General features: G+C 54.6%; 14 protein-coding genes. 4 read left to right on the top strand and 10 right to left on the bottom strand.

Translation table 11 applies throughout. The annotated features are described in order from the left end of the window. Positions 1-32 precede the first annotated feature (32 nt). The 3 genes from ACW17M_RS04270 to ACW17M_RS04280 are packed head-to-tail and all read left to right on the top strand — an operon-like array spanning position 33 to position 1,996. Positions 33-578, top strand: a complete 546-nt coding sequence (locus tag ACW17M_RS04270; RefSeq protein ID WP_027959138.1) for a DUF924 family protein — start codon at positions 33-35, stop codon at positions 576-578. 36 nt (positions 579-614) lie between these two features. Continuing rightward, positions 615-1,694 (top strand): 23S rRNA pseudouridine(2604) synthase RluF, encoded by a 1,080-nt coding sequence (gene rluF, locus ACW17M_RS04275; protein ID WP_161463430.1) that lies wholly within the window; start codon positions 615-617, stop codon positions 1,692-1,694. Between the two features lie 26 nt (positions 1,695-1,720). Continuing rightward, positions 1,721-1,996 (top strand): DUF1294 domain-containing protein, encoded by a 276-nt coding sequence (locus tag ACW17M_RS04280; protein ID WP_022523829.1) that lies wholly within the window; start codon positions 1,721-1,723, stop codon positions 1,994-1,996. A 30-nt stretch (positions 1,997-2,026) separates the two neighbouring features. Here ACW17M_RS04280 and ACW17M_RS04285 read toward each other — a convergent pair whose 3' ends face one another. The 3 genes from ACW17M_RS04285 to ACW17M_RS04295 are packed head-to-tail and all read right to left on the bottom strand — an operon-like array spanning position 2,027 to position 4,400. Further along, positions 2,027-2,707 carry an anthranilate synthase component II gene (locus ACW17M_RS04285; RefSeq protein ID WP_027959140.1) on the bottom strand — a complete coding sequence of 227 codons (681 nt, stop codon included), beginning with the start codon at positions 2,705-2,707 and terminating at the stop codon, positions 2,027-2,029. Then, complete coding sequence (locus tag ACW17M_RS04290; protein WP_027959141.1) at positions 2,704-4,125, bottom strand: anthranilate synthase component I family protein; 1,422 nt, start codon at positions 4,123-4,125, stop codon at positions 2,704-2,706. Before ACW17M_RS04290 ends, ACW17M_RS04285 begins: the two co-directional genes overlap by 4 nt. After that, on the bottom strand, positions 4,122-4,400 hold the full coding sequence (locus ACW17M_RS04295) for a Trp family transcriptional regulator (protein WP_027959142.1): 279 nt from the start codon (positions 4,398-4,400) through the stop codon (positions 4,122-4,124). Before ACW17M_RS04295 ends, ACW17M_RS04290 begins: the two co-directional genes overlap by 4 nt. Positions 4,401-4,497: 97 nt before the next feature. Between ACW17M_RS04295 and ACW17M_RS04300 the strand changes: the two genes are divergently transcribed. Further along, positions 4,498-6,393: a monovalent cation:proton antiporter-2 (CPA2) family protein gene (locus tag ACW17M_RS04300; RefSeq protein WP_027959143.1), complete on the top strand. Its 1,896-nt coding sequence runs from the start codon at positions 4,498-4,500 to the stop codon at positions 6,391-6,393. A gap of 119 nt (positions 6,394-6,512) precedes the next feature. Here ACW17M_RS04300 and ACW17M_RS04305 read toward each other — a convergent pair whose 3' ends face one another. The 7 genes from ACW17M_RS04305 to ACW17M_RS04335 form a co-directional block, all read right to left on the bottom strand. Next, on the bottom strand, positions 6,513-6,830 hold the full coding sequence (locus ACW17M_RS04305) for a hypothetical protein (RefSeq protein WP_155705801.1): 318 nt from the start codon (positions 6,828-6,830) through the stop codon (positions 6,513-6,515). 182 nt (positions 6,831-7,012) lie between these two features. Next, positions 7,013-8,041, bottom strand: a complete 1,029-nt coding sequence (locus ACW17M_RS04310; protein WP_051430532.1) for an RHS repeat-associated core domain-containing protein — start codon at positions 8,039-8,041, stop codon at positions 7,013-7,015. Positions 8,042-8,414: 373 nt separating this feature from the next. Next, positions 8,415-8,927: a hypothetical protein gene (locus ACW17M_RS04315; protein WP_027959145.1), complete on the bottom strand. Its 513-nt coding sequence runs from the start codon at positions 8,925-8,927 to the stop codon at positions 8,415-8,417. Continuing rightward, positions 8,914-9,633, bottom strand: a complete 720-nt coding sequence (locus ACW17M_RS04320) for an RHS repeat-associated core domain-containing protein (RefSeq protein ID WP_269318611.1) — start codon at positions 9,631-9,633, stop codon at positions 8,914-8,916. Before ACW17M_RS04320 ends, ACW17M_RS04315 begins: the two co-directional genes overlap by 14 nt. A gap of 172 nt (positions 9,634-9,805) precedes the next feature. Further along, on the bottom strand, positions 9,806-10,090 hold the full coding sequence (locus tag ACW17M_RS04325; protein ID WP_027959146.1) for a hypothetical protein: 285 nt from the start codon (positions 10,088-10,090) through the stop codon (positions 9,806-9,808). 79 nt (positions 10,091-10,169) lie between these two features. Beyond that, positions 10,170-10,571: a hypothetical protein gene (locus tag ACW17M_RS04330; protein WP_027959147.1), complete on the bottom strand. Its 402-nt coding sequence runs from the start codon at positions 10,569-10,571 to the stop codon at positions 10,170-10,172. Positions 10,572-10,584: 13 nt separating this feature from the next. Next, the coding region (locus ACW17M_RS04335) for a bacteriophage T4 gp5 trimerisation domain-containing protein (RefSeq protein ID WP_457546979.1) at positions 10,585-15,036 on the bottom strand (4,452 nt) is incomplete at its 5' end.

Here is a 15,036-nt window from a genome sequence, read left to right on the forward strand (position 1 = left end):
CTACAACGTTCTATTACAACAGAGAGGCGTCAATGTCCTCAGATGCTCAAGCGGTACTCGACTTTTGGTTTGAAGCCTTGACGCCTGCTCAGTGGTTTAAAAAAGACGCTGAGTTGGATCGTACAATCTCGCAGCGGTTTGGCGCACTGCATGCCCAAGCCGCGCGGTGCGAATGTTACGCATGGCGTCAAACGCCGCAAGGGCGGCTTGCGGAGATCATTGTGCTGGATCAGTTCTCGCGCAATATCTATCGCGATGACGCTCGCGCCTTTGCCACTGATCCCTTAGCGCTGGCGCTAGCTCAAGAGGCGGTAGCCGCTGGGGCAGACGCAGAACTAACCAGCGAGCAGCGTGCGTTTTTGTATATGCCCTATATGCATAGCGAATCCGCGGCCATTCATGAGCTGGCGATGCAGCTGTTTGACCAGCCGGGGTTAGAGAATAACTACGACTTTGAAGTGCGCCACAAGGCGATTATTGATCGTTTTGGGCGCTACCCGCACCGCAACGCACTGTTGGAGCGGGGCTCTACCGACGAGGAGTTGGCCTTCTTAAAGGAGCCCGGCTCCTCTTTTTAACTGTTTGCTTATCCTCTTATAGCCACATGGCGTTTTATGTCGTTTCGAAAAACTACCCGTATCAATAAATATATTAGCGAGAGCGGGATGTGCTCTCGCCGTGAAGCCGACCGCTTTGTGGAGCAGGGCAACGTGTGGATAAACGGTCGCCGCGCGACCACCGGTGATCAAGTGGTGGCGGGGGACTTGGTTAAAGTAAACGGCCAGGAGATCGAGCCTCAAGAAGAGGAGGATCTGGTGCTGATCGCGCTGAACAAACCGGTGGGCATTGTCAGCACCACCGAGTCCAGCGAAAAGGATAATATCGTTGAGTTTGTGAAGCATGGCGTGCGTATTTTCCCCATTGGACGGCTCGATAAAGACTCCCAAGGGCTGATTTTTTTAACCAATAACGGCGATCTGGTTAATAAGATTCTGCGCGCCAATAACAACCACGAAAAAGAGTACCAGGTGACGGTGAACAAGCCGATCACCGACGAGTTTATTGACGGCATGCAGAGCGGCGTGCCGATTCTTGGCAAGGTGACCAAGCGCTGCAAGGTAAAAAAAGAGTCCACCTTCGTATTCACCATCACCTTGGTGCAGGGGCTCAATCGGCAAATTCGTCGTATGTGTGAATACTTCGGCTACGAGGTTACCCAACTGATTCGCACGCGCATTATGAATGTGCCGCTAAAAGGCTTAGCCCTGGGCGACTGGCGCGATCTCACTGCCAAAGAGATCGATACCATTATCGCGCTGACCGAACGCTCAGAGGCGGCACCAGAAAAGAAAAGTAAAGCTAAACCGGAAAGGCCCAACTACAGCTCAGGCGCAGGAAAGGCAAAACCGCCTACCGCAAAAGGGCGCCCGGCCAAAGCAGGCGCGAAGGCGGCTGGTGCCAAAGCCGCCGGGGCTAAACCATCCGTCAAGGGTAAAAAAGCCGCCAGCGGAAAAGTCAGTGGAAAAACAGGTACCGGCCCGAAAGGCAGTACGTTAGGCAAGCCGCACTCCAAGGGCAGCAAAGCCCCCGGCAAGCTTGGTGCTAAAAGCAAGCCTGGAGCTAAAGGTAAGCCCGTTGGTAAAGGCCGCGGTAAGCCAGCGGCGGTCGGAAAGCCTTCCCAGCGGCGCAAGTAACTCCCCATCATTCAAGAGTCTTCACTGTGATCCCAATCGTCGCCTTTTACGCTGTAGTGAGCGTTATCGCTTATATCACTTACGCTATCGACAAAAAGGCGGCTATTAAAAACCGCCGTCGGGTGAGTGAAAAGTCGCTACATCTGCTTGGGGTAGTGGGTGGCTGGCCGGGTGCGCTACTGGCCCAACAGCAACTGAGGCATAAAACCCAGAAAACCGCCTTTCAAGTTACGTTCTGGCTGACGGTTGTCGTAAATCTGGCCTGTCTAGGGTGGCTAACGGTTTCATTGAGTCTCATTTAGCCACCCGTTTAGCCACCCTATACTTGGTGCCTACGCTCTGGCGTGATTGCCGTGCGCGAAAAGAAAATTAGCGATCAGCTCTTTGCCGCCTTCGGTGGCAAACGATTCTGGGTGAAACTGGATGCCGTGAATCGGGTACTCCCGATGTTTAACCCCCATCAGTTCGAATTCACCCAGTGCCAGCCAACGGCTGCGCTGCTCAAAGCTATCGGCTGCAAGTGCGCCTACGGTGGCGGTCACTTCCAGGCACTCGGGCAGGGTGATCGCATCGGCAATTAGCGAGTGGTAGCGCATCACTTCAAGCTGGTCAGGCACGCCGTTAAACACCGAGGCGTTATTGTGGTTGATCGGGCTGATCTTGCCATGCATCGGCAGCGGCGCTTTGACTACCTTGCCGCCAAACACGTGCACGATGCCCTGCATGCCCAGGCATACTCCCAGCAGCGGCGTGGTTTTGCCCAGTTTTTCGATCACTTCTGCACACACACCAAAGTAGCGCGGGTCATCTGGCGAGCCGGGGCCGGGGGAGATGATAATACGATCTGGTGCCATGGCTTCGATGGCGTTGAAATCGATTTGATTGTTGCGCTTAACGACAATCTCAAAATTGGTCAGCCCGCCGCGATTCTTCTCCGTAGTCAAAATCTCACCAATAAACTGGTAAAGGTTATAGGTGAAGGAGTCGTAATTATCGATGATCAGTACCTTCATGCTTGGCTCTCCATGTCCGTCTCCATAAAGGGGGTAAGGGCTTTGCGAGTACCGGCAAACTTGCGGCGGATCTCCTCATACTCATCGTCGGCATTGCTATCAAACACATTGCCACCGCAGGTTTGCACGTAGGCACGCTCACCATTCACAAACACGGTACGAATGGGAATCGCAAAGGTGCAGTCGCCGTTAAACGAGAACTGGCCCACTGCGCCGCCGTAGGGGCCCCGACCGTCAGTTTCCAGGTCATCGATAATTTTCATCGCCTCGATTTTGGGGGCGCCGGTGAGGGTTCCCGCGGGGAAGTTGCTGGCCAGCGCGGTAAACATATCTTCGCCTTCGGCGATGATGCCGACGATCTCGCTGGAGATATGCTGCACGTGGCTAAAGCGTTTGATATCCATCAAACTGCGCACTTTCACCGTGCCAAACTGCGCTACCCGGCCAATATCGTTGCGGTGTAGATCCACGATCATATTGTGCTCGGCGATCTCTTTGGGATCGTTAAGCAGCGCGCGGGCGAGCTGGGTATCTTCTTGGGGCGTCTGACCCCGGGTGGTGGTACCCGCCAGCGGAAAGGTCTCCATCTCGCCCTGGCGCAGCCGGAACAAAAGCTCTGGGCTTGCGCCGATCAGCTTCTGCTCGCCGAATTTGACGTAGTACATTTGCGGCGACGGGTTGATGGTGCGCAGCTGGTCATACAGCGCCAGAGCGTCGCCTTTAATACTAAAGCGTTTTTTAAAGCCGACTTCGCACTGGAACACTTTGCCGTCGATAATATCCTGTTTCACCTTGGCCACCGCCTCGGCGTGTTCTGCCTGGCTCATGGTGTCGCCTAAGGCGGTGATTTTCAGCGGGCCTGCTGGTTCATCGTCTGCATCAATTAGCGTCTGCAGAAATTCGTAGCGGCTGTTGTCGTAATAGAAGTAGGTGACTTCTCCGGTCATCTTGTCGAGGATGAGACCATCTTTGTAAAGTCCAAAACGGAAGGTGTCGAAATCATCGTTGGCTTTTAACGTAAGCGATGGCTCGAAATACTGCATGGCATCGTAACCAAGGTAACCGCTTAACCCCCCGGCGTACTTGCGGGAAATAATATTCTGCGGGATCAGGCTACGCAGCAGTTCGTAGGGGTTGTCGCTAGTGTAGTGGTTGGCATTGCCGCCACGTTCTTCAATGGTCAGCGTGTTGCCATTGGCGTAGAGCGTGTACTCGGGGTCGAAGCCGATAATCGAGTGGCGCGCCATATGGCTATCTTCGCCCAAAGACTCAAGCATGTAGCAGGTATCAAACCGACGCTCGATTTTCTGAAACAGGGCAAAGAAGTCGCAGTCCGCCGCCAAGGTCACATAGTGAGGTTTGCGCGGCAGCGTAAAAGGCTGCGGGCCTGATAAGGCATGTGTATTGGCAGTGGTCATGATGCATCATTCCGTGAAGAAGGGCTTGAAGAGGGTAACGTGGTAAGCGCGCGGGAACCCCGCGAAACCGTAGCGATTCCCACGCCCAGGGTTTCGGCAATTTTGCGGTGGGGCACGCCTTCACGCAGCAGCTTAAAAATTTGTAGGCGTTTACTGATTTCTTGGTACTCTGCAGGCGTTAGCAGGCTCGCCAGCGCTCGATCCATTGCTTCAGGTGAATCAATGGAGAGTAGGTGGTCGATTAGCTCAGCCTGATAGTGACCGTTTGAAGGCATAGTTCGCTACCGAGTAATTAGTGGTGTACTAACGTACTAGTACGCTACCTGATTGCTCTGGGAAGTCAAGTAGCGCCTGTCAATTTAAGGAGCCCCGATGACCAGTTATTTCATTCAAGCCTTTATTTATCTTGTTGCCGCGGTGATCGCCGTACCTCTTGCCAAGCGGTTTGGCCTGGGGTCGGTACTGGGTTACTTGGTCGCCGGGGTGGTGATTGGCCCAATCCTGGGGCTGGTGGGGCAGGAGACCACCACCATTCAGCACTTTGCCGAGTTTGGCGTAGTGATGATGCTGTTTTTGGTAGGCATGGAGCTTGACCCCAAAGGGCTGTGGGCAATGCGGGTTCGTCTGATCGGTCTGGGTGGGCTTCAGGTCGTGCTAACCGCTGCAGCTGGCACCGCTATTGCCTGGTGGCTGGGGCTGGTGTGGCAAACCTCCCTGGCGGTGGGACTGATTTTCGCGCTCTCTTCTACGGCGATTGTGCTGCAAACACTGAATGAAAAGGGGCTCGCCAAAACGGAGGGTGGGCGCAGCGCTTTCTCGGTGCTGTTGTTTCAGGATATTGCGGTGATCCCCATGCTGGCGCTGATCCCGCTTCTAGCGCTGCCTGAGTTGATGGGGGCGGGCGGTGATGATGGCCACGCCAGCTTAAGCCTGGTAGCCCACTTGCCCGGCTGGGCGCACGCTTTAGTGGTCGTGGCAGCTATCGCAAGCGTTATTGCCGCTGGCTACTATTTGATGCCGCTGCTGTTTCGCTATGTGATTGGCTCTGGCCTGCGTGAAGTATTTACCGCTACTGCGCTGATGCTGGTGATTGGCATCGCCGCACTGATGAGTGTGGTCAATTTATCTCCCGCACTGGGTGCCTTCCTGGCGGGGGTGGTGCTCGCCAACAGTGAATTTAAGCACGAGCTGGAAGCCAATATTGAGCCCTTCAAAGGACTACTACTGGGGCTGTTCTTTATTACCGTAGGAGCGGGCATCAACTTCTCGGTGTTAGCGGCGGAGTGGGGCGCGGTGTTATCGCTAGGCGTGGCGGTTATCGTTGTTAAAGGTCTGATTCTGCTGGGCTTGGCGCTGCTATTTCGGGTACATGGTAGCAACGGTTGGCTATTCACTTTAAGCCTTGCCCAAGCCGGTGAGTTTGGCTTTGTGCTGCTGACCTATAGCGTTCAAAACAACGTGATTCCTACTGATATCTCCCAGATTCTCTCACTGGTGGTGGCGCTATCGATGTTCTTAACGCCGTTGCTATTTATTGCCTATGACCGGCTGGTGCTGCCGCGCTACCTTATCGCTAAAAACGATGATCGCGAAGCCGATGCTATTGAGGAGCAGGCACCGGTTATCGTTGCGGGGGTAGGGCGGTTTGGACAAATAATCTGCCGCTTGCTGCGCGCCAACAACATTCCCATTGTGGCTTTGGATCATGAGATCGAGCAGATCGAGAACCTGCGTAAAATTAATATCAAAAGCTACTTTGGTGACGCCAGCCGCTCCGACTTGCTTGAGACCGCAGGGATTGAGCACGCTAGGTTACTAGTTATCGCGTTAGACGATCGTGAGCGTGCCGTGCAGATGGTTAAGCATGTGAAGCATGCTTACCCCCAAGTGTGGGTGCTGGCCCGTGCGTTCGACCGTGGTCATGGCTATCAACTACGTGATGCAGGGGCCGACGATGTTATCAGTGAAACCTATCATTCAGCGCTGGAGTTGGGTGGGCACGCACTGACTGCCATGGGCGTGCACCCTATGCGAGCTAAGCAGATGACCTGGGCCTTTGTACAGAACGAAGATGCCCATGAGGATGAATTGTTTGAGGCCTGGAAAGAGATCGAAGAGGGCATCAGCTTCAGCCCCCGCTACGGTGAGCTATTTATGAAGCTGGAAGAGTCGTTGAACAGCGCAATGCAGCAGGATTGGCCAGAGCCGCAACGGCAGGATGTGCCTATTTGGACACCGCCTGAGGTTGATCAGGAGCACAAGGCATAGAAAAATGGCGGTTTGCTGTGGTGCGCTGATTTATTAGGGGGGGCACACCCTTCTACCGAGTAGCGATGGGCTTGGTCGCTGTGTTGGCTGCCGATCAAGCGCACGGCGGCGTCGTAACTTTAAACAATCACCTTAGAAGCCGGGTCGCCTTGCAAGCTGCGAAAGCTCATCCGGCCCAGAGCGTCGTATTGATAGCTCTGCTGGCGGGGGGCGGGGGTGAGGTGATCGAACCCACCGAGGTGGTTATACGCGCGCTCTAGCACCAGCGGCTGATGGCACTTGTCCTGAGGCGGTGCTGGGTCTCCTGGTGCAGGGCATAGGGCTCCAGGGTGATTTTCAGATCCAAACCGGGGGCGCTTAAGTTGTGCAGGTGGCCGCATATGGTGCGTATTATAGTGATAAAGCGTCCAGCCGCTATCGCCAATGAAAAATGACAAGTGCCTTCTCTTACCTAGCAGGTAGTTATGCAGACTTTTTTGCAGACTCTTCAAACTCGCAAACTCCATCGTCGTAATTCCATTTTCCGCCTCTGTCCAGACATTTGTCCACTTCCCAAAATTCACAGCCATAAAGAAGTGGTAGTATTACAATCACAGCGATTATTTTATTCATAAACACCTTAATATTGAGACGGTAGTCCATTAGGTCTAAATAACTCACATATTTGACTGCAATCTTCGGTTGAATTTGCAGCCCCATTATTTCGGCCATGATGGTTAGCCACTTGATCATCTTCGGAAGATGATACTGAATTGCCTTTTATATGTTGATCAAACCACTCACGTGTATCACTTATGCACTTTGCAGCGCTGCCCCCTCCATTGCCACCTTGGGCGGCCTCACAATTCGCCTTACAATGGAAATACTTGTCGCCTCCAATGGTATTGGCTTCCCGCATATCGAGGTAGTTTCTCCCAAAACTTAATGAGCCTCTAACTAACCCGTTCATATAATTAGCTGCTTTAGTTATACTTTCTTTGAGTATGGTAAGTCTGGTACTAAAAGCGTCTTCCGCTTGTTCCACAGATCTGGAAATGCGATTTGACTGTGAATACGGGCCGCCGCCTAGCCCATAAGGCCCACCACTCAACCCCAGCGGATCCACCATGCTGATCGGATTCGTCACATAGCCATACAAATTCGTGCCGCCGTTAAGACCAATTGGATCCTGGCTAATATAACGTCCTTGCTGCGGGTCGTAGTACCGGTGGCTGTTGTAATAGAGCCCGCTCTCTTCGTCGTGCCACTGGCCCTGGAACCGGATCGGTTGGGTGACGTTGCGCACGGCGCGCTGGTTTTTGACCGCCGCCCAGTCGTCCGGTTCGGCTAGCCAGCGGGGCTGGCCGTTGGGAGTGACCAGTTGCATCGGGGTGCCCAGGACGTCGGTGATATAGGCGCTGAGCACTTGGCCTTGTTCAGTATCATCAATACGCAGCATAGGCACAAAACTGCCCGGCTCGTAAACCACCGTAGTGCGCTGGTTCTCGGTTTCTTCGCGGACGATGCGATCACCGTCCCAGCCGTAGTAGGTGGTGGCGGTGGTGCCGTTGGGGTTGCGCACGGTTTTGCTGATGCGTCTTCCCAGGCCGTCGTAGCGGTAGGTGGCTTCGCGGGTCGCCCCCAGCTCGCTGGCGTGGATCAGGTGCACTAAGCGGTTGGCGCCGTCGTAGCCAAGCGTTAGGCGTTCGCCGTTGGGCTGTTGGCGTTCGACCAGGTTGCCGGCACCATCGTAGCGGTAGCGGGTACCGTTAAGCTGAGTGAGTCGGTTGTCAGGCAGCGCCTTCTGATTATCTTTAGATTCTAAGCGATACCCGGCGGCGCCGATAAGGGTACCGGTGAAGGCGCTCCTGTTTCTACCGTGTGATCCTGCAGTTATCCTATGAGTCCAGAATCAGACGACAATGCTTCTGCAACGCTAACGTCAAGGAATCCTGCTAGTTAACTTCCCTACCTCGGTGCGGTGGCGAGTTAGGTCAGCCATGTTACGGTTATAGGTTCAGCTCAGGAGCTTTTCATTCAGATTAAGTCTCCGATAAGTAAATATACCAACCGTCCTCTCCTAGCTTTTTCAATTCGCCGCTTTTAACCCTAGCCCTCACATTGTTACTAACAATGGGGATGAATTTAATGCCTTTACTAACTCCTGAAACTGAAAGTCCAGAACTATACAAGGGTAAAGTTACCGAAACTAAGGGGAAATCTTGTTGGCTCCAGTCCCTAGTACACATAAGGGCTTCCCCTCCGATATCTGTAAATGCTCTCCTTGCCTCACTTATATTAGTATTTTCCGGTTTGAAAGCCAGTACGGTAGAAAGGTCTATACCAGTTGATTCAGTTCCAAGCCATTTAACGCTAGGATTTGATTTGCAAAACTCAACTAATTGTTTGATAGAGTCGTTTTTATTTGCGAAAAGAATTTCAATATCTTCATCAGGAGGCATGGTGTCAAAGGTACTAAAGTTTTCAGCATCACAGCCCAATAATATCCCAGAGAATAGAAAAATAAAATAAAACATAATATTATTTGCATTCATTGTAATACTCCCAGCCATTCATTATGTTCACAGAATCTCCTGGGTTATCTCCCCAAGTGAAACCAGAATTTGTCATAATTTTTGTCGCAAAGTCTGGAAATAAATAACCGCCTGTCGTAATCCTCATTAAGCCAGTAGCTGCAGCTAAGTCACTAGGTGTTCCTCCACCTTGCCTGATAACCTGATTTGCTCCTGCACCGTACATACTACTTTCTAAGTTAAAGCCATAAGCGCCCGCAACAGCACCAAAATGATAATTTCCGAAGTCATCCAGGAGGTTTGAGTCAATACCTAGATCATTTAGCTCGTTTTTATAATCCCATTTACCATTTGTTTGAACTGCTGCCACCCAATCTTTAAAAGACATGTTTTCAGCTTCAGAAATGTTAGCACAAAAATCAATATTCCCTTGTTCAAGAATATCCTGAAACCTTTTCGGTACACCTGCTTGTGAGCAGGATGTGGTTGAGCTCGTAAGATTGCTAAAGTCAGCACCTAAAAAACCATGCAACCCCAGCGGATCCACCATCCCCGTCGGATTCGCCACATAGCCATACAAATTCGTACCGCCTCTTAACCCAATCGGATCCTGGCTAATATACCTGCCTTGCTGCGGGTCGTAGTAACGGTGGCGGTTGTAGTAGAGGCCGCTCTCTTCGTCGTGCCACTGGCCTTGGAGCCGGATCGGTTGGGTGACGTTGCGCACGGCGCGTTGGTTTTGACCGCGGCCCAGTCGTCGGGTTCGGTGAGCCAGCGGGGTTGGCCGTTGGGGGTGACTAACTGCATCGGCGTACCCAGGGGGGGCGGTGACGTAGGCGCTGAGGACTTGGCCTTGTTGGGTGTCATCGATTCAGAGTATGGGCACAAAACTACCCGGTTCATACAACACCGTGGTGCATGACTTTTGATGCTTGATCGCCTTGCAGCACACGGAAGCTCATTCTCCCCAGGGCGTCGTATTGGTACTGCTGTTCACTGGCGGCGCTGTTAGCACCGCGCAGGGTAAGGTGATCCAGCTGGCCGAGGTTGGTGTAACCCCGCTCCAGTATTAATGGTTGGGCTTGATCCCCGCTGTTGAGACGGCGTTGGGTCTCGTGATGCAGGGCATCGGGATTCAGGGCGATTCCCAGGTCAGGACCGGGAGCGTTGATGGCGCGTGTCATTGTGATAAGAATACTATGGCTACTACAACGCTACCGCCGAGAAAGCCAGCATGTGCCTACCCTCTTTAACAATATCTTATTATTTTTTAATAAGATAAAATAACTTAACACTTAAAAAAACGAAAATCGAATACCCTATCGAGAGAAAAGCAATAAAGAAAGGTGCCAAGAACCTACCTGCATCATATATGACAATATTAAAGTATTTTTTTTGCTGGTCTGTTCTTTCATTAGCCGAAAATACTCCGTTACCATCCAAATCAAAACTCTCTAGTTTCTTAACAAAATAAAGATCAATTGTATAAAATTCAATTGATAAAAAAAACACAACAAATATAAGTATTAAAATTGATGCGCTAAGAGAATGATGAGTTGGCCATTTTCTCTTAGAGAGAATTAGCAACCCTACTGTAATCAAAAATATAATTGAAATATTGAAAAAAGGAAACCAATAAGAACGATAAAAGTCAAGAAATTCCATGTCAGCAGCCTGTTTACTTATTGGGGGTTGGGTAAGTCTCTACCCATACATATGGTTTATAAGGATAGGTAGTGCCACCTGAAAATTCACCACCCGAACCGGGGCCATCATGAGTCCATGGTGCTAATTCATTCGCATCCCAAAAGCCATCGCCAGCAAAACCTGTAAACGTAGTCGTACAAGTTGTCGAACCACATTCTTGTTTGAAGTCGACTCGAGTTCTACCAACGTGGAAAACATCAAAAGTCATATCTGCACTTAAGTTGCCGTTATCATATTTTGCTGTACCATTTTTTAAAGCTTCAGATTGACGTTGAACCAACGGATGATTTCTCAAAGCTTCTTTAGTATTTGGGCCTAATGCTACTTCCTGCCCATATCCATTTTTATAATGAGCCCAAGCTTCTTCTGTATTATCAACAACAACAGTCTCAAGAGAACATTGCCCTATTGTTCCTGGCCTTAGTGCACCTCCGGATCGAAGAGAGCTAAAGTCAGCACCTAAAAATCCACTCAACCCCAGCGGATCCACCATGCTGATCGGATTGGTCACGTAACCATACATGTTCGTGCCGCCTCTTAATCCAATCGGATCCTGGCTAATATATCGTCCTTGCTGCGGGTCGTAATAGCGGTAGCGGTTGTAGTAAAGCCCGCTTTCTTCATCGTGCCATTGACCCAGGAACCGGATTGGTTGGGTGACATTGCGCACGGCGCGTTGGTTTTTGACTGCCGCCCAGTCGTCGGGTTCGGCCAGCCAGCGGGGTTGGCCGTTGGGGGTGACCAGTTGCATCGGGGTGCCTAGGGCATCGGTGATATAGGCGCTGAGCACTTGGCCTTGTTCAGTATCATCAATACGCAGCATGGGCACAAAACTGCCCGGCTCGTAGATCACCGTGGTGCGCTGATTGTCCGTCTCTTCGCGGACGATGCGATCACCGTCCCAGCCGTAGTGGGTGGTGGCGGTGGTGCCGTTGGTGTGGCGCACGGTTTTGCTGATCCGCCTGCCCAGGCCGTCGTAACGGTAAGTGGCCTCGCGGGTCGCCCCCAGCTCGCTGGCGTGGATCAGCTGCACTAGGCGATTCGCGCCGTCATAGCCCAGGGTTAAACGTTCGCCGTTGGGCTGTTGGCGTTCGGTCAGGTTACCGGCCCCGTCGTAGCGGTAGCGGGTGCCGTTGAGTTGCCCCAATCGATTATCAGATAGGGCTTGTTGGCCTTCTAGCCGATTGCCCGCCGCGTCCACGCTGTAGCGGTGGGCATGATCGCCGTGTTGGCTGCCGATCAAGCGTCCGGCAGCGTCGTAGCTGTAGGCGATGACTTTTTCTGCTGGATCGCCTTGCAGGCTGCGGAAGCTCATCCGGCCCAGGGCGTCGTATTGGTAGTCCTGCTGGCTAGTGGTGTCCGGGCTGCGCAGCGTGAGGTGGTCTAGCTGGCCCAGGTTCGTGTACCCGCGCTCCAGCACTAGCGGCTGGTTGTGCGCATTGGCACCGGTGCTAAGACGGCGCTGGGTCTCCCGGTGCAGGGCGTCGGGCTCCAGAGCAATTTCCAGATCAAGGCCGGGGGCGCTTAGGCCATGCAGGTGGCCGCTGCCGTAGGTGTGCCAGTTAAGCGCCGGTAGGTCGCCGAACTGGCTGGCTTCGGGGGCGCCGTTGGCGGTGAGCGTGTGCTGGTGCTGCCACTGCCAGCCACTCTCACCTGCTAGGCCCGCATGGCGCTGCTGTTCGCCGATTAAGCGCTGGGCGTGGTCGTAGCTAAAGCTGACCTCGCCATTATCGTTGGTGACGCTGAGTAGCTGACCATTGGCGCCCCATTGATATTTTTCACTGCTGGCCGGGGCGTGTTCGGTGGCGGGCAAGTGCCGGGCGGTGAGACGACCGGCTTCGTCATAGTCGTAACGAGTGACCAGCGGCTGGCCATCCGGGCCTGTGCGGTTGGCCTCAATGCGTTCGATCAGTCGCCCGGCGTCATCGTAGCGGTACTGCTGCTCCCGGCCATCGGGGCCGGTCTCGTTGGCTAAGCGATCCATCTCGTCATAAGCAAAGCGGTAGACTGCGCCGTTGCCCAGGGTGAGTTCGCTTAGGCGGCCAATGTCATCATAGGCGATAAACTGCTGGCTGCCATCGGCCTCGATACGCTGCACCGGGCGGCCGTGGTCGTCGAAGAAGAACTGCTGCCGAAACCCTTGGGGGCCTTCCAGCTCCACCAGCCGCCCTAAAGAATCCACATGGTGGTGCCAGTAGAGCCCGTCGGGAAGCTGGGTGGCGATACGCCGACCCATCTCGTCGTGCTGGGTGCGGGTGGTCTCACCTAATGCATTCGTCACGCTGGCCAGATAACCGTGGCGGTCGTAGGCGTACTCGGTACGCTGCTGTGAGCAGTCGATCTGGGCGCTGACCTGACCCAGAGCGTTCCACTCGCGTTGGTGGGTAGCACCCACCGCATCGGTGACGGTGGTAGGGCGGTCGGGCAGGTCGGCATGGTCATAGGCGAAGGTGGTGGTGCCTTCCGGCCCGGTGACTTCCAGCGGATGGCCGAGGTCATTGCGCTGTATCTGCCAGCGCTGCTCGTCAGGGCCTTCGATACTCACCGGATGACCCAGGGCATCGCGCTCGATGGCCCAGCGGGTGCCGTCTGGGGTTACCTGGGCAATCACTTGCCCGTGGTCATCCCGTTCAATCAGCGTCTCATGACCCAACGGATCCACGGTGGCGATCTTACGTCCGGCACGGTCGTAACGAAACTCAATGCGCGAGCCATCGGCGCGGGTATGGGCCGTCCAGCGGCGGCCGGGGCCACTGCCCACAAAGTGGTAGCGCTCCTCCCGGCCCAGGCTGTCGGTGACCAGGGTGTGATCCACTTGGTAGCTGTACGTCCGCGCTAAGCCACCGGCTTCCTGCTGGCCCACCACGCGGCCATCCGGGGCGTGGCGATCCCAGGTGTAGTGGGCTTCCATGCCCCCGGGTACCCGGTGGGCAGTCAGCATGTGATCCTGCCACTCGAACTCACGCACCACCTCGCCGTGACGGTGGCGTACCGCAATCAGGTCGCCTGCGGGACTAAACGAATAGCGCACCAGCCACTTGTCTGCCGACTCACCGTCGTGGGCCTGCACCAGCTTAACGCCGGTTAAACGTTGGCCGTTATCGTCCTGCATGGCGGGTAACAGGCCATCGTAAACCAGCTGGTAGTGGCGCTGGGCGCTGTCGATCACCTGCACCAGCAGGCCACCTTCCCAGCGGTACTGGGTGGTATAGCCGTTGCGGTCGCGCTCTTCGATTAAGGGCCAGCGGCCGGCATCGGTGGTGGCTTTTTCTGTCGCAGAAGCGGCATTATCCGCGAAGACATAATACAAGCCGCTGGCATCGCTCAGGACGATGCGCTCGGGATCATTGCGTAATGTCTCATCCAGGGCTTGCCAGCGGGGCGCGTTACTCTCTTCATCGACTGAGGCGCCTCCACGACGAATCCACAGCTGTTCAGTAGGCGAGAAGCGCGCTTGGCCGGGGGCCAGTGGCCCAAAGGTAATTTGACGTCCTTGAGCATCATGGACGGTACAGGCGTCGTCGCTGAGGGTGATGGCGAGGCTTTCGCCGGGTATCGACCAGCCCTGGCCGAGTACCCCACTCCGCCCATTGCTGGAGAGATAACCCCGGCTAAACACAAAGGGCCGTGGCGCCGGGAGGGCAAAATCGGTCTCCGCGGGCAGCAGCTTGGCGCCCAAGAGTGGATTAACCGGGCTACCCACCGCGGGTTGGCAGGCACTGCAGTCGTCGGCCAGGCCATCGGTGATATCGATATCGTCCAGCGCCAACGGGGTCGCCGCGGCAATCTCACTGCTCAGCAGCGGTGTCTGGTGCGGTTCGAGGGTGACGTCCTCGCTCTCCTCAGGCTCGGCCTCCCCGGGTAAGCGGGGCAGTACAATGGCGTGGCCCTGGCCGCGCCCGGGGCTACCGCCGGAGTTGATCTTGACCTGGGGGCCGACAATGGTCACGCCGCCGGGGTCGAGCTTGATAAAGCTACCCCCGGCTTTAAGGGTGATCTCACTACCGGCCTCCAACACGATCTGGCTGCCCGCCTTGTGGTGCAGCTCGCGGCCGGTCTCGACCAGTTGGGCTTCACCGTACACCTCATGGCGGGTCTGATCGACCTGGAGGTGGTCATCGCCCTTGATCTGGGTGTAGCGCTTGCCGTGTACGGTAAGGTGGTCGTCGTTATGGATTTCGCTCAAGCGGTTGCGGTGCAGCTTGAGGTGGCTGTCCCGACGGATCTCCTCGGTGCGGTCGTTAAGGGTGAGCAGCTCCAGGTCTTTCTGGGCATGCAGCCAGATCTGCTCTTCGCCGGTGGCGTCCTCAAAGCGCAGTTCGTTAAAGCCTTCCGACTTATGGCTCTGGGTGCGGATTACCGTGCGGGTCTTGTTGGCCGGCAGCGGGTAGGGCGGGGTATTCACCGCGTGGTAGGTGCGCCC

The organism is Vreelandella sp. 2A-K22, assembly GCF_054065485.1.

Excerpts from the sequence above, each read along its gene's own strand:
- ACW17M_RS04270 (WP_027959138.1), top strand. The coding sequence starts at position 33 with ATGTCCTCAGATGCTCAAGCGGTACTCGACTTTTGGTTTGAAGCCTTG.
- rluF (WP_161463430.1), top strand. The coding sequence starts at position 615 with ATGTCGTTTCGAAAAACTACCCGTATCAATAAATATATTAGCGAGAGC.
- ACW17M_RS04285 (WP_027959140.1), bottom strand. The coding sequence starts at position 2,707 with ATGAAGGTACTGATCATCGATAATTACGACTCCTTCACCTATAACCTT.
- ACW17M_RS04290 (WP_027959141.1), bottom strand. The coding sequence starts at position 4,125 with ATGACCACTGCCAATACACATGCCTTATCAGGCCCGCAGCCTTTTACG.
- ACW17M_RS04295 (WP_027959142.1), bottom strand. The coding sequence starts at position 4,400 with ATGCCTTCAAACGGTCACTATCAGGCTGAGCTAATCGACCACCTACTC.
- ACW17M_RS04300 (WP_027959143.1), top strand. The coding sequence starts at position 4,498 with ATGACCAGTTATTTCATTCAAGCCTTTATTTATCTTGTTGCCGCGGTG.
- ACW17M_RS04315 (WP_027959145.1), bottom strand. The coding sequence starts at position 8,927 with ATGAATGCAAATAATATTATGTTTTATTTTATTTTTCTATTCTCTGGG.
- ACW17M_RS04325 (WP_027959146.1), bottom strand. The coding sequence starts at position 10,090 with ATGACACGCGCCATCAACGCTCCCGGTCCTGACCTGGGAATCGCCCTG.
- ACW17M_RS04330 (WP_027959147.1), bottom strand. The coding sequence starts at position 10,571 with ATGGAATTTCTTGACTTTTATCGTTCTTATTGGTTTCCTTTTTTCAAT.